Annotated in this window: 12 protein-coding genes and 1 pseudogene; 5 read left to right on the forward strand and 8 right to left on the reverse strand. The window is 66.1% G+C overall.

Annotation, left to right across the window (positions count from 1 at the left end; all coding sequences use genetic code 11):
* Positions 1 to 108: 108 nt before the first annotated feature.
* Both MF6396_RS23950 and MF6396_RS23955 read right to left on the reverse strand, forming a co-directional pair.
* Complete coding sequence (locus tag MF6396_RS23950) at positions 109 to 1,389, reverse strand: Zn-dependent hydrolase (RefSeq protein WP_054914391.1); 1,281 nt, start codon at positions 1,387 to 1,389, stop codon at positions 109 to 111.
* A 39-nt stretch (positions 1,390 to 1,428) separates the two neighbouring features.
* Positions 1,429 to 2,916: an NCS1 family nucleobase:cation symporter-1 gene (locus MF6396_RS23955; RefSeq protein ID WP_043863977.1), complete on the reverse strand. Its 1,488-nt coding sequence runs from the start codon at positions 2,914 to 2,916 to the stop codon at positions 1,429 to 1,431.
* 347 nt (positions 2,917 to 3,263) lie between these two features.
* On the opposite strand from MF6396_RS23955, the gene hydA reads away from it, so the two are divergent.
* The 3 genes from hydA (at position 3,264) to preA (ending at position 7,472) form a co-directional block, all read left to right on the forward strand.
* Positions 3,264 to 4,703, forward strand: a complete 1,440-nt coding sequence (gene hydA / locus MF6396_RS23960; RefSeq protein ID WP_078481716.1) for a dihydropyrimidinase — start codon at positions 3,264 to 3,266, stop codon at positions 4,701 to 4,703.
* Positions 4,704 to 4,829: 126 nt separating this feature from the next.
* Entirely contained in the window at positions 4,830 to 6,197 is a 1,368-nt protein-coding gene (locus tag MF6396_RS23965; protein ID WP_043863979.1) for an NAD(P)-dependent oxidoreductase, read from the forward strand.
* On the forward strand, positions 6,198 to 7,472 hold the full coding sequence (gene preA, locus MF6396_RS23970) for an NAD-dependent dihydropyrimidine dehydrogenase subunit PreA (protein ID WP_078481717.1): 1,275 nt from the start codon (positions 6,198 to 6,200) through the stop codon (positions 7,470 to 7,472). It abuts the gene before it with no gap.
* Here preA and MF6396_RS23975 read toward each other — a convergent pair.
* Positions 7,454 to 9,943, reverse strand: a complete 2,490-nt coding sequence (locus tag MF6396_RS23975) for a UvrD-helicase domain-containing protein (protein ID WP_078481718.1) — start codon at positions 9,941 to 9,943, stop codon at positions 7,454 to 7,456. The genes preA and MF6396_RS23975 overlap by 19 nt on opposite strands.
* 222 nt (positions 9,944 to 10,165) lie before the next feature.
* Here MF6396_RS23975 and MF6396_RS23980 point away from each other — a divergent pair, with 222 nt between their 5' ends.
* Positions 10,166 to 10,864 (forward strand): pirin family protein, encoded by a 699-nt coding sequence (locus MF6396_RS23980; RefSeq protein WP_043864092.1) that lies wholly within the window; start codon positions 10,166 to 10,168, stop codon positions 10,862 to 10,864.
* 89 nt (positions 10,865 to 10,953) lie between these two features.
* Here MF6396_RS23980 and pgm read toward each other — a convergent pair.
* The 5 genes and pseudogenes from pgm to MF6396_RS24005 form a co-directional block, all read right to left on the reverse strand.
* Positions 10,954 to 12,593 (reverse strand): annotated as a pseudogene (gene pgm / locus MF6396_RS23985) (phosphoglucomutase (alpha-D-glucose-1,6-bisphosphate-dependent)).
* Between the two features lie 95 nt (positions 12,594 to 12,688).
* Positions 12,689 to 14,950 (reverse strand): ATP-dependent DNA helicase, encoded by a 2,262-nt coding sequence (locus tag MF6396_RS23990; protein ID WP_054914388.1) that lies wholly within the window; start codon positions 14,948 to 14,950, stop codon positions 12,689 to 12,691.
* The gene (locus MF6396_RS23995; protein WP_078481719.1) at positions 14,947 to 16,599 is read right to left on the reverse strand and encodes a VRR-NUC domain-containing protein; all 1,653 of its coding nucleotides are present in this window, start codon (positions 16,597 to 16,599) and stop codon (positions 14,947 to 14,949) included. The genes MF6396_RS23990 and MF6396_RS23995 overlap by 4 nt, the downstream gene beginning before the upstream one ends.
* Positions 16,600 to 16,670: 71 nt before the next feature.
* Positions 16,671 to 18,080 (reverse strand): hypothetical protein, encoded by a 1,410-nt coding sequence (locus MF6396_RS24000; protein WP_078481720.1) that lies wholly within the window; start codon positions 18,078 to 18,080, stop codon positions 16,671 to 16,673.
* Between the two features lie 546 nt (positions 18,081 to 18,626).
* Positions 18,627 to 19,649: a zinc-dependent alcohol dehydrogenase family protein gene (locus MF6396_RS24005; protein WP_043863985.1), complete on the reverse strand. Its 1,023-nt coding sequence runs from the start codon at positions 19,647 to 19,649 to the stop codon at positions 18,627 to 18,629.
* 198 nt (positions 19,650 to 19,847) lie between these two features.
* Here MF6396_RS24005 and MF6396_RS24010 point away from each other — a divergent pair, with 198 nt between their 5' ends.
* Positions 19,848 to 20,762 (forward strand): LysR family transcriptional regulator, encoded by a 915-nt coding sequence (locus MF6396_RS24010; protein WP_058540294.1) that lies wholly within the window; start codon positions 19,848 to 19,850, stop codon positions 20,760 to 20,762.
* The last annotated feature ends 61 nt before the right edge of the window (positions 20,763 to 20,823 follow it).

Here is a 20,823-nt window from a genome sequence, read left to right on the forward strand (position 1 = left end):
GAGCCGGCCATGCCGGCGAAGAGGCCAGCATCCACAACCTAGAAATCACTTTAAGTTGTGATTTTTATTTCATATATATCAATCAGATAAGCCAAAAACCTCATGTAATTAAGCAGCTTCACGCTGCGCCACTGCCTGCGCCGCCGCCAGCATCGCCCTGAGCAGCACTGCGCACCCGGCCGCCAGGTCCTTGGGGTCGGCATTCTCGATTTCGTTATGGCTGATGCCGCCCTCGCACGGCACGAAGATCATCCCGGCCGGGCCCAGTTCGGCCAGGAAGATCGCGTCGTGCCCGGCCCCGCTGACGATGTCCATGTGCGACATGCCCAGCCCCTGCGCCGCGCTGCGCACCGCCTCCACGCAGCCCTTGTCGAAGTACAGCGGCGGGAAGTCCGCGGTGGGCGTCAGCGTGTAGGTCAGCCCATGCTGCTGCGCGGTCGCGGCGATCACCTCCTGCACCTGGGCGATCATCGAGTCCAGCCGCGCCGGCTCCAGGTGACGAAAATCCAGGGTCATGCGCACCTCGCCGGGGATCACGTTGCGCGAGCCCGGGTACGCCTGCAGGCAGCCCACCGTGCCGCACGCATGGGGCTGATGCTCCAGAGCCACGCGGTTGACCGCCGCCACCACCGCACTGGCGCCTACCAGGGCGTCCTTGCGCAGGTGCATCGGGGTCGGCCCGGCGTGGGCCTCGACACCGCGCAGGGTGAGGTCGAACCATTTCTGCCCCAGCGCGCCGAGCACCACGCCGATGGTCTTGCGCTGGTCCTCCAGGATCGGCCCCTGCTCGATATGCGCCTCGAAATAGGCGCCCACCGGGTGCCCACTGACCGCGCGGGTGCCGGCGTAGCCGATCGCATTCAGCGCCTCGCCCACGCTCACGCCCTGGGCATCGCGCTTGGCCAGCGTCTCCTGAAGGGTGAACTTCTCGGCGAACACGCCCGAGCCCATCATGCACGGCGCGAACCGCGAGCCCTCCTCGTTGGTCCACACCACAACCTCAAGTGGCGCCTCAGTTTCTATCTGCAAGTCATTGAGTGTACGAAGAACTTCCAGCCCGGCCAGCACTCCGAAGCAGCCATCGAACTTGCCGCCGGTGGGCTGGGTGTCGATGTGGCTGCCGGTCATTACCGGCGGCAGTTGCGGGTTGCGCCCGGGCCGGCGGGCAAAGATGTTGCCCACCCCGTCCACGCTGACGGTGCAGCCGGCAGCCTCGGTCCATTGCACGAACAGGTCGCGGGCCTGGCGGTCCAGGTCGGTCAGGGCCAGGCGGCATACGCCGCCTTTGGCGGTGGCACCCAGTTGCGCCAGCTCCATCAGCGACTGCCACAGGCGCTCGCCATCGATGTGGGCCTGGGTACTTTGCAGAACGTCCTTAGCGGTTTGCATGAGCATCTCCTGCTTGGCCGGCCTCTGCGGGCCGTGGGGTTACACGGTGGGTTTGAGGCTGGTGGCACGCGCGCCCTTCAGGCTGCCCAGGGCGTAGTAGATCACCCCGCCCAGCGCCGAGCCGGTGAACCAGCCGAAGTCGTAGAACCAGCTGAACGCCGGGCTGTGCAGCGACAACAGGGTCAGCACCACCGGCACGCCGAAGGCGATGAAGCCGGTCGCGTTCCAGGCCGGGTACACGTCGTCGCGGTACAGCCCGGCAAGGTCGAGGGTCTGCTTGCGCAGCAGGAAGTAGTCCACCACCATGATCCCCGCAATCGGCCCCAGCAGGCTGGAATAGCCCAGCAGCCAGTTGGAATACACCGACTCCAGGCTCACGTCCGAGACGATCAGGCCGAGTTTCTTGAGCAGCTCATGGGCCATCAGCAGCAGGCCCACCAGCCCGGTCAGCAGCACGGCGGTGGTACGCCCGATCCACTTGGGCGCCAGGTTCTGGAAGTCGTTGGTGGGCGAAACGATGTTGGCCGCGGTGTTGGTCGACAGTGTGGCGATGATGATCAGCGCCATGGCCAGCGCCACCCACAGCGGGCTCTGGATATGCCCGATCAGGCTCACCGGGTCGGACACCGTCTCGCCCACCAGCGAGGCCGAGGCAGCGGTCAGCACCACCCCCAGCGCGGCAAACAGGAACATGGTCAGCGGCAGGCCGAAGATCTGCCCCAGGATCTGGTCCTTCTGGCTTCGGGCGTAGCGGCTGAAGTCCGGGATGTTCAGCGACAGCGTGGCCCAGAAACCCACCATGGCGGTCAGCCCGGCGAAGAAGTAGCCGGTCACGCTGGCGCCTTCGGGGCGTTTGGGCGGCTGCGCCAGCAGTTCGCTGAACGACACGTTGGGCAGCGCCCACACCAGCAGCCCGGCACCCACCAGCACCAGCAGCGGTGCCGACAGGGTTTCGAGCCACTTGATCGACTCGGCGCCGCGCAGCACCACCCACAGGTTAAGGCACCAGAACAGCATGAAGCCGATGACCTCGCCGGTGCCGCCCAGCGCCTTCCATTCCGGCCAGAACGAGCCCAGGAAGAGGTGGATGGCCAGCCCGCCGAACATCGTCTGGATACCGAACCAGCCGCACGCCACCAGCGCGCGGATCAGGCACGGCACGTTGGAGCCGATGATGCCGAACGAGGAGCGCAGCAGCACCGGGAACGGGATGCCGTACTTGGTGCCGGGGAAGGCATTGAGCGTCAGCGGGATGAGCACGATGGTGTTGGCCAGCAGGATCGCCAGCAGCGCCTCGCCCACCGTCAGGCCGAAATACGCCGTGAGCACCCCGCCCAGGGTGTAGGTGGGCACGCAGATCGACATGCCGACCCACAGTGCGGTGATGTGCCATTTGTTCCAGGTGCGCTGCCCCACCTTGGTCGGGGCTATGTCATGGTTGTAGCGAGGGCTGTCGAGGACGTCGGTGCCGGCGTCGAGCTCGAACAAGCCGTCACGCTCGCTCACTTGCGATCGGGTCTGGTGCATTGGCCGCTCCACTTTTCTGGTTATGTGCACCTCGCGATGAGGCGCCGGAGTCTTGCGCGTGCAGGTAAGGCAATCACGGTCAGGTGATCTGAGAAATCTTGACCATTTACGCATCCTGTCAAGCAAGACAGGACTCGCCAGAAACCTTTCCTAACCCGTAAAAAGAGTTTTTACCCTTATTTTTCAATAAGTTGAAAACAGAATAAGCATATAAAAAATAATCTTGCCCAATCCCGGATCGCCAACTAGATTCAATTCTTGACGGCGATGACAGGATTACTCCGGCGCCGATCACGACAAAAATCTAGAGCCGGTAGCAACCGGTCAAGCCTGCGAGGAGCTTCGTGATGACGCTTTTGATTCGTGGCGCCACCCTGATTACCCATGACGAGAGTTACCCGGCCGACGTGTACTGCGCAGACGGCCTGATCCAGGCCATCGGCCACAACCTCGACGTCCCCGCCGGCTGTACCGTGCTCGATGGCAGCGGGCAGTACCTGATGCCCGGCGGCATCGACCCCCACACCCACATGCAACTGCCCTTCATGGGCACGGTGGCCAGCGAGGATTTCTACACCGGCACCGCCGCCGGCCTGGCCGGCGGCACCACCTCGATCATCGACTTCGTGATCCCCAACCCGCAGCAATCGCTGCTCGAAGCCTTTCACCAGTGGCGCGGCTGGGCCGAGAAATCGGCGGCCGACTACGGCTTTCACGTGGCCATCACCTGGTGGAGCGAGCAAGTGCGCGAGGAAATGGCCGAGCTGGTCAACCACCACGGGGTGAACAGCTTCAAGCACTTCATGGCCTACAAGAACGCGATCATGGCCGCCGACGACACCCTGGTCGGCAGCTTCGAGCGCTGCCTGGAGCTGGGCGCGGTGCCTACGGTGCATGCCGAGAACGGCGAGCTGGTGTACCACCTGCAGCGCAAGCTGCTGGCCCAGGGCATCACCGGCCCCGAAGCGCACCCGCTGTCGCGCCCTTCGCAGGTGGAAGGCGAAGCGGCCAGCCGTGCCATCCGCATTGCCGAAACCCTCGGCACCCCGCTGTACCTGGTGCACGTGTCCACCCGCGAGGCGCTGGACGAGATCACCTATGCCCGCGCCAAGGGCCAGCCGGTGTACGGCGAAGTGCTGGCCGGGCACCTGTTGCTGGACGACAGCGTGTACCAGCACCCCGACTGGCAGACGGCGGCCGGCTATGTGATGAGCCCGCCGTTTCGCCCGCACGGGCACCAGGAGGCCCTGTGGCACGGGCTGCAATCGGGCAACCTGCATACCACCGCCACCGACCATTGCTGCTTCTGCGCCGAGCAGAAGGCCGCGGGGCGTGACGATTTCAGCCGTATCCCCAACGGCACGGCGGGCATCGAGGACCGCATGGCGGTGCTGTGGGACGAAGGCGTGAACACCGGCCGGCTGTCGATGCAGGACTTCGTCGCCCTCACCTCCACCAACACCGCCAAGATCTTCAACCTGTACCCACGCAAGGGTGCGCTGCGGGTCGGCGCCGATGCCGACCTGGTGCTGTGGGACCCGCATGGCACGCGCACCATCTCGGCCAAGACCCACCACCAGAACGTCGACTTCAACATCTTCGAAGGCAAGACGGTGCGCGGGGTGCCCAGCCATACCATCAGCCAGGGCAAGCTGGTGTGGGCCGACGGCGACCTGCGCGCCGAGCGCGGCGCCGGGCGCTATGTCGAACGGCCGGCATACCCGGCGGTGTTCGACCTGCTGAGCAAGCGTGCGCAGCAGTGCAGGCCCGGCGCGGTCAAGCGCTGAGCCTTTAAAGCATCGCGGGTCAAGCCCGCTCCCACAGGTGTCGTGCGATCCCGGAGGGAGCGGGCTTGACCCGCGATGGGCGCGCCAGCGCCCCGGTTTCTATAAAAAAACAAAGAGGCCACTACCGTGATCAACGCCTTGAACCATCTCCCGCACCCGCAAGACGACAACGCCACCCTCGCCACGCATTTCAGCGACCTGGCTCCGCCCCTCACCCCGCGCCAGGCCGCCGTGGAAAGCGCGCGCTGCCTGTACTGCTACGACGCCCCCTGCGTCGACGCCTGCCCCAGCGACATCGACATCCCCTCCTTCATCCGCAACATCCAGCAGGACAACGTGCAGGGCGCGGCCATCAAGATTCTCTCGGCCAACATCCTCGGTGGCAGCTGCGCCCGGGTGTGCCCCACCGAGATCCTCTGCCAGCAGGCCTGCGTGCGCAACAACGCCCAGGAATGCGCCCCGGTGCTGATCGGCCTGCTGCAACGCTACGCGGTCGATCATGCCGAGTTCGCCGAGCACCCGTTCCAGCGTGCGCCCAGCACCGGCAAGCGCATCGCCGTGGTCGGCGCCGGCCCCGCAGGCCTGGCCTGCGCCCACCGGCTGGCCTGGCACGGGCATGAGGTGGTGATTTTCGAAGCACGGGAAAAGGCCGGCGGCCTCAACGAATACGGCATCGCCAAGTACAAGCTGGTGGACGACTTCGCCCAGCGCGAGCTGGACTTCGTGCTGCAGGTGGGCGGTATCGAGATCCGCCACGGCCAGGTGCTGGGCGACAACCTCAGCCTGGGCGAGCTGCAACAGCAGTTCGACGCGGTGTTCCTCGGCCTGGGCCTGGCCGCCAGCCGCCAGTTGGGCCTGCCCGACGAAGGCGCCCCCGGCCTGCTCAGCGCCACCGAGTACATCCGCGAGCTGCGCCAGGCCGACGACCTGAGCACCCTGCCCCTGGCCGAACGCTGCATCGTGCTCGGCGCCGGCAACACCGCCATCGACATGGCAGTACAGATGGCCCGCCTGGGCGCCCATGACGTCAACCTGGTGTACCGCCGTGGCCTGCAGGACATGGGCGCCACCCAGCATGAACAGGACATCGCCAAGGCCAACCAGGTACGGCTGCTGACCTGGGCCCAGCCCGAGCAGGTGCTGCTCGACGACCAGGGCCGGGTGCGCGGCATGCGCTTTGCCCGCACGCACCTGGTGGACGGGCGTCTGCAAACCACTGGGCAAACCTTCGAACTGGCGGCGGATGCGATCTTCAAGGCCATCGGCCAGGCCTTCGACGGCCAGGCCCTGAGCGACCCGCAGGCCCTGCAACTGGAGCGTGATGGCGAGCGTATCCGCGTGGACGACAACCTGCGCACCAGCCTGCCGGGCGTGTACGCCGGCGGCGACTGCACGCACCTGGGCCAGGACCTCACCGTACAGGCCGTGCAGCACGGCAAGCGGGCCGCCGAGGCCATCCATGCCCAACTGACCCTCAACGTGGAGGCCGCATAAATGGCAGACCTGTCGATCGAATTCGCTGGCATCAAGGCGCCCAACCCGTTCTGGCTGGCCTCCGCACCGCCCACCGACAAGGCCTACAACGTGATACGTGCGTTCGAGGCCGGCTGGGGTGGCGTGGTCTGGAAAACCCTGGGCGAAGACCCCGCCGCCGTCAACGTGTCGTCACGCTACTCGGCGCACTTCGGGCCCAACCGCGAGGTGCTGGGCATCAACAACATCGAGCTGATTACCGACCGCTCGCTGGAGATCAACCTGCGCGAGATCACCCAGGTGAAAAAGGCCTGGCCCGACCGCGCGCTGATCGTGTCGCTGATGGTGCCGTGCGTGGAGGACGCGTGGAAAACCATCCTGCCGCTGGTGGAGGCCACCGGGGCGGACGGCATCGAGCTGAACTTCGGCTGCCCTCACGGCATGCCCGAGCGCGGCATGGGCGCGGCGGTGGGCCAGGTACCGGAGTACGTCGAGCAGGTGACACGCTGGTGCAAGACCTACTGCTCGCTGCCGGTGATCGTCAAGCTCACCCCCAACATCACCGACATCCGCCAGTCGGCCCGCGCCGCGCACCGGGGCGGCGCCGACGCGGTGTCGCTGATCAACACCATCAACTCGATCACCAGCGTCGACCTTGAGCGCAAGATCGCCCTGCCGATCGTCGGCGAGGCCAGTACCCACGGTGGCTACTGCGGTTCGGCAGTGAAGCCGATCGCGCTGAACATGGTGGCCGAGATCGCCCGCGACCCGGCCACCCACGGGCTGCCCATCAGTGGCATCGGCGGCATTGGCAGCTGGCGGGACGCCGCCGAGTTCATTGCATTGGGTTGCGGCTCGGTGCAAGTGTGCACCGCGGCGATGCTGCATGGTTTTCGCATCGTCGATGAAATGAAGGACGGCCTCTCGCGCTGGATGGACAGTCAGGGCTACCACAGCCTGCAGGACTTTCGCGGGCGCGCGGTGGGCCACACCACCGACTGGAAGTACCTGGACATTAACTACCAGGTGATCGCCAGGAGCGACCAGCAGGCCTGCATCGGCTGCGGGCGCTGCCACATTGCCTGCGAAGACACCTCGCACCAGGCCATCGCCAGCCTGGTCAAGGCCGAGGGCGGGCACCGCTACGAGGTGATCGACGCCGAGTGCGTGGGGTGCAACCTGTGCCAGATCACCTGCCCGGTGGAGGGCTGCATCGAGATGGTGCCCCAGGACACCGGCAAGCCGTTCCTGGACTGGCTGCACGACCCACGCAACCCCTACCGCGAGGCGTCCTGAGGCTGCGCCCCACGCAGGTCTTCGAAGCAGGCCTTGTTCCCGTCCACCTGAACAGACGCCCGGGGCAGGTTCGCCGCCTCCCCGGTCGGCGTCTCCACATGCCAGTAGCAGTGCTTGATCGCGCGGGTGATGGCCACGTAGGCCAGGCGCAGGATCTCGTCCTTCTGGGCGTTGTCGTAGCCTTCGGGGTCGCCCGCGCGGCCCAGCCCGGCCTGGCGGTACACCTGGTTCTTGTACGGCGAGCGCGTCAGGTGCTGGCAGTCACCGAGCATGAACACCGCATCGGCCTGCAGGCCCTTGGCGCTGTGGTAGGTGAGCTGGCGGAACCGCCGCTGCGCCGCCGGCAGGCTGGCCTCGTGGTTGAGCAAGGGCTGCAGGTGCTCGGCAATCACCGACTTGTCGACGCTCTTGCGGTACAGCAGCATCACCGACTCGCCATCGCGGTAGTGGTCCATCAACTGCCGGGCCAGTGTGGCTTCGTCGCGCTCCATCACCATCACCGGCACCGGCTGCTCGGCCGCCGGGCCGCAGGCACGGGCCTTCTTGCCGGCAATTGCCGGGGCCGACTTAACGATATGCTCGGCTGCATCGATGATGTGCTGGTGGCTGCGGTAGTTGTCGGCCAGCATCACGCGGGTGGTGCTGGGGGCGACGAACTGCTTGGCGAACTCCATGAAGTACTTGGGCGAGCTGCCGCGCCAGCCATAGATCGACTGCCAGTCGTCCCCCACGCACAGCAGCGAGGAGTGCTGCGCCACCTGCCCCACGTGCATGGCCGGGCCGCGCCGGCGGATCTCGCGCAGGCAGGCGCGAAGCCACGAGACGATCTGCGGCGACACGTCCTGGAACTCGTCGATCATCAGGTGCGACAACGGGCGCAGCATCGGGTCGGGCAGCAGGCGCAGGTTTTCCGGGTTGTTCTCGCCGAACAGGGCGAACATGCGGTTGTAGCTCATGATTGGCGGCGACTGTGCCAGCAGGTGCGCCTCCAGCGCCTTCCAGTACAGGCTCAGGGCCTCGAAGAACAGCGCGTCGGTGTCGCCCTGCGGGAAGCTCATGCCGCCCACCGCCACGCTCACATCCAGCCCCAGGTTCTCGATGAACCCGGCAGCGCCGACGAAGGCATCCAGCAAGGGCGCCGCGCCCAGCTCGCCCTTTACCTTGTAGTCAAAGCCGGGCCCGGCCACCGCATCGCCGGCCAGCGAGGCGGTAAGGCGTTTGGCCGCCGCGTAGTTTTCCAGCCAGATCACCGGCTTGTCGCAGAACGCCTGGAACAGCGTGCGCTTGATCACCCATTCGGCCCACACCGGCAGCTTGGCGCCGGGGCGCTTGTACTGCTGATTCTCCTTGGGGTCGAAACCCAGCACCACCCAGGCGTCAAGCTCGGCGATATGGCCGTGGAAATGAAAGCGGCTGCCGTTGATTTCGACGGTTTCGCGGCTGGGCTCGATACCCTTGATCGGCCAGGCACCTGCCTGGAACCACAGGTCTTCGATCACGTCGCACAGCTCTTCGTCGCGCCCGGACGACAGCTGGGTCACCGCCACGCGCTTCTGCACGTCGGGGTGGTCGCGGTCCAGGGCCTTGAGCTGCAGGGCTTCGCGGCGCAGCCCGGCAATCAGCTCGGCGAACCGCGGGCTGGTGTGCAGCAGGTCGCGGTAGCACAGGTTGAGTTGCTGGCGCTGGGCATCGTTGATGCGCAGGTCGAACGGGTTGCTGTCCACGCCCGCCTCGCTGCCCCCGGGCTGCTCGCTGCCCAGGGTCTCGAATGCCCGCACCTGGCTGAAGCCCGGCAGGCTGCGCACCAGGGGCAGGATGCGCGAATGGAAGGTGCGCACCAGCTCACGCGCCTGCACCGGGCTCAGGGCCAGTTGCCACAGGCCGAACACCTGCACCAGGCGGGCAATGAAGTCCTTGCGCGACTCGCGGGTGAAGGTGACCACGGTCATGGCCTCCAGCTCGAAGCCCAGGTAATGGCGCAGCAACAGGATACGCAGCACCAGCGAGGTGGACTTGCCAGCGCCGGCGCCGGCGATCACGCAGGTGGACGGCGTGTCGCTGAAGATCATCTTCCACTGCGCTGCGCTGGGCTGGGCGTGGGCCGGCAGGCGCGCAGCGACGTCGGCCTTGAAGCGCTTCTTCAGCTCGGGGGTCAGCGGCAGGCGCCAGTCGTCGAACAGGGCATCGTCCAGCCCCGGCACGCCGTGGGCATCCGGGCGCGTATCGCGGATCACCAGCACCTGGCGCCCGGCCTCGAAACCGTCCACGCGCCCTTCTTCATAGCCTTCACGCAGCCCGTCGGCATGCCCGGTGCGCTGGCCGTTGGCATGGCCCTGGAACCACGAATCGCGGTGCTGTGCCTGCAACCGGCTCAGGCCAAGGCCCAGCAGGCGTGCGGCCAGACGTCTGACCCAGGGCAGTTGCGCGGGTGGGGTTAGATCCGTGGGTAGCTTGGGACGCTCGTGTGACACACCGACTCCGGCAATCAATTCAATCAGCGGCCATGTTCGCCTTATCACGACCAAATCACCAGCCGAATGCTTTCAGATCAGTGGATTAGGCGACGAAGCGGCGAAACTACCGCAGGTTATATATCGAATATAACGATCATATTTAGCCGATATTTACGCTTTTTTTCGATGTTTATCGAGAGGATCATCAGCGCCATCCACCTGATTACCGAGGACACGAGCATGCTGCAACTGCGCCCCTTCGACACCCTTGGCCACGCCAACCATGGCTGGCTGGATGCCCACCATCACTTCTCCTTTGCCGAATACCACGATCCGCGCCGCATGAACTGGGGCACGCTGCGGGTATGGAACGACGACCTGATCGCCGCCGGCAGCGGGTTCCCGCCGCACCCGCACCGCGACATGGAGATCATCACCTATGTGCGTGAAGGCGCGATCACCCACCAGGACAGCCTGGGCAACAAGGGCCGTACCGAAGCCGGTGACGTGCAGGTGATGAGCGCCGGTACCGGCATCACCCACAGCGAGTACAACGTGGAGGCCGTGGACACGCGGATCTTCCAGATCTGGATTGTGCCCCAGCGTGTGGGCCAGGCGCCGTCGTGGGGCGTGCGGCCGTTTCCCAAGGGCGAGCGCGGCGAAGGGTTCGTGACCCTGGCCAGCGGGCGCGAGGGGGATGAAGGCAGCCTGGGGATCCGCGCCGATGCGCGGCTGGTGGCGGCAACGCTGAAGGCCGGGGAAAGCGCCGAGTACCGCATCGATGCGGGTCGACGGGCCTACCTGGTGCCGGCCAAGGGCGTGATCGAGGTCAATGGCCTGCGCGCCGAGGCCCGCGACGGGGTGGCGGTGGAGGATGAGCAGGTGCTCAGGGTGGTGGCGCTGCAAGACAGCGAGATTGTGCTGGTGGATGTGGCGTAGGTACCGACGTCATCGCGGGTCAAGCCCGCTCCCACAGGGTTTGCGAACGCCGCAAAACCTTGTGGGAGCGGGCTTGACCCGCGAAGCTTTTAGGCGATGGCCGCGTCCACCAGCTCCTGCGCCTCACCCACCAGGCGCTGCAGGTGCGCATCGTCGACGAAGCTCTCCGCATAGATCTTGTAGATGTCTTCGGTGCCCGACGGCCGCGCCGCGAACCAGCCGTTGGCCGTCATCACCTTCAAGCCGCCAATCGCCTGGTCGTTGCCCGGCGCATGGCTGAGAATCTGCTCGATCGGCTCGCCCGCCAGCGTGGTCGACTTGACCTGCTGCGGCGACAGCTTGCCCAACTGGGCCTTCTGCTGCGGCGTGGCCTTGGCATCCACCCGGGTGGAGAACGGCCTGCCCAGCGCCTCGGTCAGCGCCTCGTATGCCTGGCTTGGGTCGCGCCCGGTACGGGCGGTCATCTCTGCCGCCAGCAGCGACGGGATCAGGCCGTCCTTGTCGGTGCTCCACACCGTGCCGTCCTTGCGCAGGAACGAGGCGCCGGCGCTCTCCTCCCCGCCAAAGCCCAGCGAACCGTCGAACAGGCCATCGGCGAAATACTTGAAGCCCACCGGCACTTCGTACAGGCGACGCCCCAGGCGTGCCGCCACGCGGTCGATCATGCCGCTGCTGACCACGGTCTTGCCCACGGCCGCATCGGCGCGCCATTGCGGGCGGTTCTGGAACAGGTAGTCGATGGACACCGCCAGGTAGTTGTTCGGCGCCAGCAGGCCGCCTGACGGGGTGACGATGCCGTGGCGGTCATGGTCGGGGTCGCAGCCGAACGCCACGTCGAACCGATCGCGCAGGCCGATCAGGCCCTGCATGGCGTAAGGCGAGGACGGGTCCATGCGGATCTGGCCGTCCCAGTCCACGCACATGAAGCGGAACGTGGGGTCGACCTCGGTGTTGACCACGTCCAGGTCGAGCTTGTAGTGCTCGGCAATCGCCGACCAGTAACGCACCCCGGCGCCGCCCAGCGGGTCGACACCCAGGCGCAGGCCCGCACCACGAATCACATCGAAATCAATCACATTGACCAGTCGCTGACGTAACTGCCCAGGTAGTCGTGACGGTGCGTGGTGCTGGCCTTGAGGGCCTGTGCATGGCCCATGCGCTGCACGCCCTTGAGGCCGTCGGCCAGCAGTTGGTTGGCCTTGGCCTCGATCCACTTGGTCACGTCGCTGTCGGCCGGGCCGCCATTGGGCGGGTTGTACTTGAAGCCGCCACTTTGCGGCGGGTTGTGCGACGGGGTGATCACGATGCCGTCGGCCAGGCCACGGCTGCGGCCACGGTTGTAGCAGATGATGGCGTGGGAGATGGCCGGGGTCGGGGTGTACTCGTCATCCTTGGCCAGCATCACCTCGACGCCGTTGGCTGCCAGCACCTCCAGTGCGGTAGCCGCCGCCGGGGTCGACAGCGCATGGGTGTCGATGCCGATGAACAGCGGCCCGTCGATGCCCTGCGCCTTGCGGTACAGGCAGATGGCCTGGCTGATGGCGAGCACGTGCGCTTCGTTGAAGCCCAGGTCCACGGAGCTGCCGCGGTGCCCCGACGTGCCAAAGGCAACGCGCTGGGTGGCGACGCCTGCATCGGGCTGGCCGGTGTAGTACGCGGTCAGCAGCTGGGGGATATCGACCAGCACGGAGGCTGGCGCCGGTTTACCCGCCAAGGGACTGAGCTTCATGCAAAACCTCAAGTAAAGATGTACAGGGTGATGAAAATACGCAGTTTACTGGCACTTCGACCACAACGCGACGGCGGCGATCCCGCCCGCCGCGACTATTTGTACTGCGGTGCCCACCAGCCGGGAAACATCCGCTGCACCCGGGGCTCGGCAAAACGGTCGTCGATCAGCATGACCACACCGCGATCTTCAGTGCCACGTATCACCCGCCCGGCCGCCTGGATCACCTTCTGCACGCCGGGGTACAGGTAGGTGTAGTCGAAGCCCGCGTCGAACAGAGCGCCCATGCGCAGCTTGAGCTGTTCGTTCACCGGGTTGACCTGGGGCAGCCCCAGGGTGGCAACGAAGGCGCCGATCAGCCGGGTGCCCGGCAGGTCGACCCCTTCGCCGAACGCCCCGCCCAGCACGGCGAAGCCCACGCCCTGCCCGTCTTCGACAAAGCGTTCGAGAAAGCCCTTGCGCTGCGCCTCGTCCATGCCGGGCGACTGCGACCATTGCACGATGTGCGGGTAGCGCTCGGCCAGCAGCCGCGCCACCTGCTGCTGGTAGTCGAAGCTGCTGAAGAACGCCAGGTAGTTGCCCGGCTGGAGGCGGTACTGCTCGGCGATCAGTTCCACGATCGGCGCCAGTGACGCCTGCCGGTGCTGGAAACGCGTCGACACGCTGCTGATCACGCGCACCTGCAACTGCTCGGCGGCAAACGGCGAGGCCACATCCAGCCACGCGGTGTCGGCCGGCAGACCGAGCAGGTCGGCGTAGTAATGGCGTGGGCTGAGGGTGGCGGAAAACAGCGTGACGCTGCGCGCAGCGGCCATGCGCGGGCCGATCAGCGGCGCCGGCACCACGTTGCGCAGGCACAGGGTGGACAGGCTGCGCCGGCCCGGGCCGTCGCGCTTGCTGATGTCGAACACGAAATGCTCGTCGAACACCTCGCACAGGCGCAGGAACTGCGAAGCCTGAAAGAAGAGCTGCAACAGCGGCCCTTCGACGCCGGCAGGCTGCTGGTTCATGCTGTCCTGCACATGGCTGACAAAACGCTGCAGCGCCTTGAGAAAGGCCTCGGGCAACTGGCCGGTGGCGCGGTAGGGAACGTCCTGGTCCTTGTGCACGGCGTTCCAGGCCCGGTCAAGGCGCTGCAAGGCATTGGCCATGCCTGCCGGGGGATCACGCCGCAGGGCCTTCAATTGCCATTGATCGAGGCTCACGCTGTACATCTGGCGTGCACGCTCCACCAGGTTGTGCGCCTCGTCCACCAGCACCGCCACCCGCCACTGGTCGAGCTGGGCCAGGCCGAACAGCAAGGCGCTCTGGTCGAAGTAGTAGTTGTAGTCGCCCACCAGCACATCCACCCAGCGCGCCATCTCCTGCCCCAGGTAGTACGGGCACACCTGGTGCGCCAGGGCTACCTCGCGCAGGCGGGCCTGGTCCAGCACCGGCTGCTGCGCGGCGGCCTGGCGGGCGGCGGGCAAGCGGTCGTAGAAACCCTTGGCCAACGGGCAGGCTTCGCCGTGGCAGGCGGTGCCGGGAAACTCGCAGGCCTTTTCCCGTGCCACCAGTTCCAGGCTACGCAAGGCCAGCTCGGGGCTGCTGTGCATGACCCGCTGCACGGCCTCCAGCGCCAGCGCCCGCCCCGGCGTCTTGGCGGTCAGGAACAGCACCTTGTCCAGTTGCTGCGGCACCATCGCCTTGAGCAACGGGAACAGCGTGCCCAGCGTCTTGCCGATGCCGGTGGTGGCCTGGGCCATCAGGCAGCGGCCGGTGCTTACCGCCTTGTACACGGTTTCGGCCAGCTCGCGCTGCCCGATACGAAAGCTGGCGTGGGGGAACGCGAGCGCCTGCAGGCCGCTGTTGCGCAAGGCCTGGCGTTGCATCTGCTGCTGGGCCCAGCGCAGGAACAGCGTGCACTGGGCGATGAAGAACTGCTCGAGTTCGGCGGCGGTATGGCGGGCCTCCACCAGGGTTTCTCGGTCGCTGTCCACGTCCAGGTACACCAGCGCCAGGTTCACCTCGGCCAGTTCTCGCTGCTGGCACAGCAGCCAGCCATACACCCTGGCCTGTGCCCAGTGCAGTTGGCGGTGGTTGTCGGGCTGGCTGGCCAGGTCGCCGCGGTAGGTCTTGATCTCTTCCAGGCGGTTGAGCGCCGGGTTGTAGCCGTCGGCGCGCCCGCGTACCTGCAACTGCTCGAACTGCCCCTCCAGCGCCACCTCCGACTCATAGCCCCGACCCCGGCGCGTGACCACCGTGCGGTGGCCGGTGATGCCCTCCTGGGCCGAGGGCGACGGGGTGAAGCGCAGGTCCAGGTCACCGACCTTGGCGGTGAACTCGCACAGCGCACGCACCGCTACCTTGTAGCTCATGCTGCCGGCTGTGCCCACTGCACGTGGCACACCTCGACGGGCAGGCCGTGCTCGGTGCAGAAGGCGATCCAGCGCAGCTGGTTGTCCTGCAGGCGATCGCCCGGGCCCTTCACTTCGATCATGCGGTAGCGCCGTTGCCCGGGCCAGAACTGGATCAGGTCCGGCATGCCGGCGCGGTTGGCCTGGATATCCTCCAGCAGGCGCTCGAAGCAGCGCTTGAGGTGCGCCGCCGGCAGGCAGTCCAGGGCCTGCTGCAACAGCGTGGCATCCAGCAGTTCCCAGTACACGAAGGGTGATTGCAGGCCGTGCTTGGCCTGGTAGTTGGCCAGGATGGTGTGGCGGTAGCGCTCATCGTCCAGCTGCCCCAGGCAGGCGGCAAAATGCTCGGCGCGGCGCGCCTGGAAGCCGGCATCGTGCAGGTCCAGCGGGCCGCTCTGGAACGGGTGGAAGAACGCGCCGGGCACGGGCGCGAAGATGGCTTCCCAGCACAGCAGCCCGAACAGGCTGTTGAACAGGGTGTTCTCGACGTAGTGCACCGGCCCGTCATCGGCCGCCAGGTGCACCTGCACCGCCTGCTCCACGCCAAGCGTCGACAGATCGACAGGCAGGCACAGGTCCAGCCGGCTGATCGCTGCCGGGGCGCGCCGACGCTGTGGCGGGCCGCCCAGCTTGCGCTGCAGGCGGGGCAAGATGCGCGCCAGCGCCTGGACCTCCAGCGCGTTGGCCGGTTTGGCGCCCACTACGCTGGCAAGCTCCAGGGCGGCGGCATGATCGGCGCTGCGCTCCAGCACGCGGATATGCCGGATGCGTGCCTGAGGGTGGTTGCTGCGGGGGTAGATGTTCAGGGCCTGGGCCCAGTCGCCGCTGCGCTCGCAATGCTGGCCAAGCTGGAACAGCAACCTGGCGCGGCGCCGTTCCAGCCACGGGTTGCTCGGCTGCAGGCCGTCCAGCAGTGCCAGCACCTGCTCGACCGGCTGCCCGGCCTCGAGCTGCTCGGCACAGGTGTGCAGGGCCAGGCACAGGTCGATATCGGCGCGCTCGCGCAGCGCCCGGGAATCCTCGCCGAACGCGACCTGCTCGTAGCGCAGCAGGCCAAGGTCGGCGAGCACGAACTCCGACCAGTCCTGGTGCAGGTTGCCGAAAAACAGCAGACGCAGACGATCGCACAGCGCCTGCAGGTGCAGCACGTACACCGGTTCGTCGAATTCGGGCCACCACTGACGCAGGGGCCTGGCCTCGGCATACAGCGCCGACAACTGTTCGAGCAGTTCGCCCTTGGCAGCCCGCGGGCGCTCCAGCACGTCGGCGAAACAGCGGGCGATTTCGTCCTTGCGCAGCAACTGGAACAGGTGGTCCAGGCCCAGGCTCGGCTGGTCGTCGAGCCAGCCCAGCGCCACCAGCGGCGCGGCGGCAGGCTCGATTGCGCCGATTTCCAGGTAGGTCAGCTTGCTGGCGCGAAACATCACACCCTTGCGCATCACCATGCGTACCAGCAGGGCCTGGGAGGCCTGGCCCAGCGTCGCGAACTGTTGAATGAAGGCGTGTTCGTGTTCATCGAGCAGGTCGGCGTAGCGCAGTTGCACCCAGGCCAGTACCTGCTGAAAGTTGCACAGGTAATAGAACGGGTCGGCGACGGAATGGGCGATCACGGAGCGGGTAACCAGCAGAAGGAATCCACTGGTTATACATACAGACAGGCGAGCTTGGCAACCTCAGCGGATCAATGGCGCAACCGGCCCGGATCGCTGTCGCGGGCCCGCGCCAGCAGCGAACGTCCACCGGTGGCCGCTTCGCTTTCGCGCTGGTAGAGCATCTGCAGCGTGCTCAGGGGCAAGCCGCTGATATCCTCCAGCCATTGCACCATGGGCTGTGGCGAGGGTACGCCCTTGAGTGCCTTGTGCAGGTAGGGCAGCGCCGCCTGCATGCCGGGGTGCCGCGCCTGTACGAAGCGCTCCAGGTTGCGCCCGCGGTCGACGAAGGGCGCGAACAGCAGGCAGGCCAGCTGTTCTTCGTTCAGGTTGTAGCCCTGCAGGGCGAAGTCGTCTGCCAGGCGGCGGCGCTGGCCGTGGCGCTCGCGGTCTTGCCAGGTTTCCATGGCCAGTGCCTGCAGCGCCGCCGGCACCGGTTTGCGCCGCAGCTGGGCCTTGACCTGCTGCAGGTGCTCGGCAATGCCCAGCGCATAGTCCTGCCCCTGCACCCACTGCGCGCGCAGCCCGGCAAGGTGTGCCATCAGCAACGGGTTGGCACAGGCCGACTGGCTGAACCCCAGGGCCAGCTCGTCATAGCGAAACCTGAGAAATTCGAGCAGCAGCACGCTCTGCCCCTGCTGGCTGTCCTGCAGCAGGTCGGCGATGTCGATGAAGCGCGGGATACGGCGGGGGCCCGGGACCTGCCGAAGGGGCTCGGCTGGCAGCCCCAGCACCTCGTTGAGGTAGATGCGGCGCAGTTGGCCAAGGCCCTGCAACAGGGCGCCAGGGTGTGAGTGGGCCGGCCTTGCACTGCTCAACCCGGCCTCGCGCATCATGCGGCGGCCCCACGCCAGGTAGCGTTTGCGCTCGGGCATCGGGTCGGCGTTGATCAATGCGTCCACCCCGCCCTCCCAGCCCATGCCCTGGCGGTAGAGTTCGGCCAGCGCCAGGTAGAAGCGATTGCAGAACATCGGCCGCACCTGGCCGGCGGTCAGGTGCCCGGCAACCAGGGTGTCGAAGCGCTCGACCTGCTGCTGACGCGGCGACAGCGGCTTGAGTGCATCGAAGTGCTGGAGGCCGCCGTCGTCCAGCACCAGCAGCTCGACCCGCAGGTCGTCATGCAGCACCAGCGCCGAGTAGCCACGCTCGATGTTCTCGATCACCGCCGTCGACATGCCCACATGGCGGGCGGTGACCACGCGCAGCTCGAAGGTGGCCGGCGCACGCGCCGCAATGCTCAACTGCGCGGCGCGCAGAAACGCCAGGGCGAAGGAGCTGTCCTTGCCGCCGCCATGGGCCAGCATCACCTTGAAGTCGCCTATGCGCTCGATCCCGCCGGCGGCCACCAGCATGCGCTGGATAAGCAATTGCAGCGACGCGCGCTGGCCCTGGGTAAGGCACTCGAGCAGTCGCTGCAAGACCTGCTGGTAAATGTGAGTCATGGCTTGATCGTGGAGGGTACTCATGGTGTATACCTGATTCGATAACGACTGCCGGCAGCCGGAAGTTACCCGATGCGGGTAACAGGACATCGTTGCGTAACAACGGCAAAGTGAATTAAAAAAAGAATGATGGTCTTAGGATGTTTCTTACAACTTCCTACGATTATTCCGACTCAGGTCGAAACAGCATCGCCCGATGACCACCCTTGCCCCGGACAGCGCCCCCCGGCGCGTTGCGTGCGAGGGCCCCACCTCCATGAACAGTACAGCTGGCACACCATATCTCGCTCCTTGAGATGATTGATGGTTGGATGAACAGCGCCGCCTTAGGCACGACAGTGCCCGACGCCCATAGGAAACAGCAGCCCTTCCACGCGAAGATGTAATTTTACGGACACCGGAAAGTCTTTATTCCCACGCCCACAACATAACGCAAGCGCCGTACTTAGTCCGCACAAGTTAAATAGGAAACATCTGAAACTTTAATAAGAAATTTCCACAAAAAAGCCCGAGACTCGGCTCGGGCTTGGCGTGTCGCGCAGCCTGTCAGGCGTCAGGCAGCACCAGTACCACGCGGCCTCCACACGGGCACTCGTCCATGTGGCGGTGTGCGGCAACGACTTCGTCGAACGGGTAGGCCTTGATGATGTGTGGCAATACCTGGCGGTCGGCGGTGAACTGGTTGATATCGCGCAGTGCGCGCTGCAGCGCCACCTGGTCCTGGGTGATGCCCAGCTCCGGCTTGCCGGTGAAGTTGCTCACGCAGTGCACGAAGAACTGGATGTTCTTCTGGAACGCCGCACAGGCCGGGAATGGCGTCTGGTTGCCGCCCTGCAGGCCGTACAGCACCAGGCTGCCGCGTGGCGCCAGCACATCGCCCAGCAATGACATCTGCGGGCCGCCCAGGCCATCGAGCACCATGTCCACGCCACGGTTGTCGGTGTACTTGTTGATCTGCATGAGCAGGTCCTGCTCTTCGGTCACGATGACCTTCTCTGCCCCCAGCTTGAGCAGGTTGTCGCGCTCGGCGCTGTCCTTGGTGGCGGCGATCACCTTCAGGCCCAGGGCCTTGCCCAACTGCACGAAGGCCGGCCCGGCGCAGTGGCTGGCGTCGGTGACCAGGGCGGTCTGCCCGGCCTTGGCCCGCGCCAGGTCGACATAGGCGAAATAGGCGATCAGCAGCGGCGTGTAGTGCACGCTGGCCTCGATCGGGCTGAGGATATCGGGGTAGCGGGTCAGTGCATTACGCGGCAGCACGATGACCTCGCCATACACCGGGTGCTCGTTGGGGCTGGTGGCCGGAAAGCTGGCGACCTTGTCGCCGATGGCCAGGTCGTCGACGCCGGCGCCGAGGGCGGTCACCACACCGGCCATTTCGTGGCCGATGCCGGCTGGCAGGCGCGCATGGGACGGCGCCAGGTTCTGCCGCCACAGCACGTCGTACCAACTGATGCCGATAGCCTGCACCCGCACCTGTACTTCACCGGCAGCCGGTTGCGGCGTGGCCACGTCCTCGCACTTGAGCACCTCGGCCTGGCCGAATTTGTGAAAACGGATCATGCGGGACATCGCAAACCTCGCCTAGTGAACCTCTAATACCCGCAACTCTATCGGGGCTATAGCGGTTAGACCATCAGTGGCCATTAATAGTCAACATGCCTGTCATTGATTGGTGATAGCGCCTGCTGCGCAATTTATGCGGTGCAGGGTACCGTCTTTGCCCTTAAGATTCACCCCTGCCCCGACCAGACCTATGAAGCGAAGCCGATGAACCGTAACGACTTGCGTCGCGTCGACCTGAACCTGCTGATCGTGTTCGAGACCTTGATGCACGAGCGCAGCGTCACCCGCGCCGCGGAAAAACTGTTCCTCGGCCAGCCGGCCATCAGTGCGGCGCTGTCGCGCCTGCGCAGCCTGTTCGACGACCCGCTGTTCGTGCGTACCGGGCGCAGCATGGAGCCCTCGGCGCGGGCGGTGGAGATCTTCGCCCTGCTCTCCCCCGCGCTGGACTCCATCTCCACGGCGGTAAGCCGCGCTGCCGACTTCGACCCGGCCACCAGCACGGCGGTGTTTCGCATCGGCCTCTCCGACGACGCCGAGTTCGCCTTGCTGCCGCAACTGCTCAAACGTGTGCGCGCCGAGGCGCCGGGCATCGTGCTGGTGGTGCGCCGGGTCAACTACCTGCTGATGCCCTCGCTGCTGGCGTCGGGTGAAATCTCGGTGGGCGTGAGCTGGACCAGCGACCTGCCGGCCAACGCCAAGCGCAAGGTGCTGCGTCGCAGCAGGCCCAAGGTGCTGCGTGCCGACAGCAAGCCGGGCAGCCTCAGCCTGGATGAGTTCTGCGCACGCCCGCATGCCCTGGTGTCGTTTGCCGGCGACCTGAGCGGGTTCATGGACGAGATTCTCGAGAAGCTGGGGCGCAAGCGCCATGTGGTGCTGGCCGTGCCGCAGTTCAACGGCCTGGGCAGCCTGCTGACCGGCACCGACATCCTCGCCACGGTGCCGGACTACACCGCCGAGCAGCTGACCGCCGCCGGCGGCCTGCGCGCCGAAGACCCGCCGCTGGAGGTGCAGAGCTTCGAGCTGCATATGGCGTGGCGCGGGTCGCAGGACAATGATCCGGGGGAGCGGTGGTTGCGGTCGCGGATTCAGATGTTTTTTGGGGATCCTGAGAGTCTTTAGGGGCTTAGCGCATGCTTGTTAGCTGATCATTTCTGCCTTTTCCTAGCCTCGAAGAGCCATT

The organism is Pseudomonas sp. MF6396, assembly GCF_002018915.1.
Lineage (GTDB): Bacteria > Pseudomonadota > Gammaproteobacteria > Pseudomonadales > Pseudomonadaceae > Aquipseudomonas > Aquipseudomonas palmensis.

Bases quoted from the DNA above. Each gene is read 5' to 3' on its own strand.
- MF6396_RS23950 (WP_054914391.1), bottom strand. From the start codon at position 1,389: ATGCAAACCGCTAAGGACGTTCTGCAAAGTACCCAGGCCCACATCGAT.
- MF6396_RS23955 (WP_043863977.1), bottom strand. From the start codon at position 2,916: ATGCACCAGACCCGATCGCAAGTGAGCGAGCGTGACGGCTTGTTCGAG.
- hydA (WP_078481716.1), top strand. From the start codon at position 3,264: ATGACGCTTTTGATTCGTGGCGCCACCCTGATTACCCATGACGAGAGT.
- preA (WP_078481717.1), top strand. From the start codon at position 6,198: ATGGCAGACCTGTCGATCGAATTCGCTGGCATCAAGGCGCCCAACCCG.
- MF6396_RS23980 (WP_043864092.1), top strand. From the start codon at position 10,166: ATGCTGCAACTGCGCCCCTTCGACACCCTTGGCCACGCCAACCATGGC.
- MF6396_RS23990 (WP_054914388.1), bottom strand. From the start codon at position 14,950: ATGAGCTACAAGGTAGCGGTGCGTGCGCTGTGCGAGTTCACCGCCAAG.
- MF6396_RS24000 (WP_078481720.1), bottom strand. From the start codon at position 18,080: ATGACTCACATTTACCAGCAGGTCTTGCAGCGACTGCTCGAGTGCCTT.
- MF6396_RS24005 (WP_043863985.1), bottom strand. From the start codon at position 19,649: ATGTCCCGCATGATCCGTTTTCACAAATTCGGCCAGGCCGAGGTGCTC.
- MF6396_RS24010 (WP_058540294.1), top strand. From the start codon at position 19,848: ATGAACCGTAACGACTTGCGTCGCGTCGACCTGAACCTGCTGATCGTG.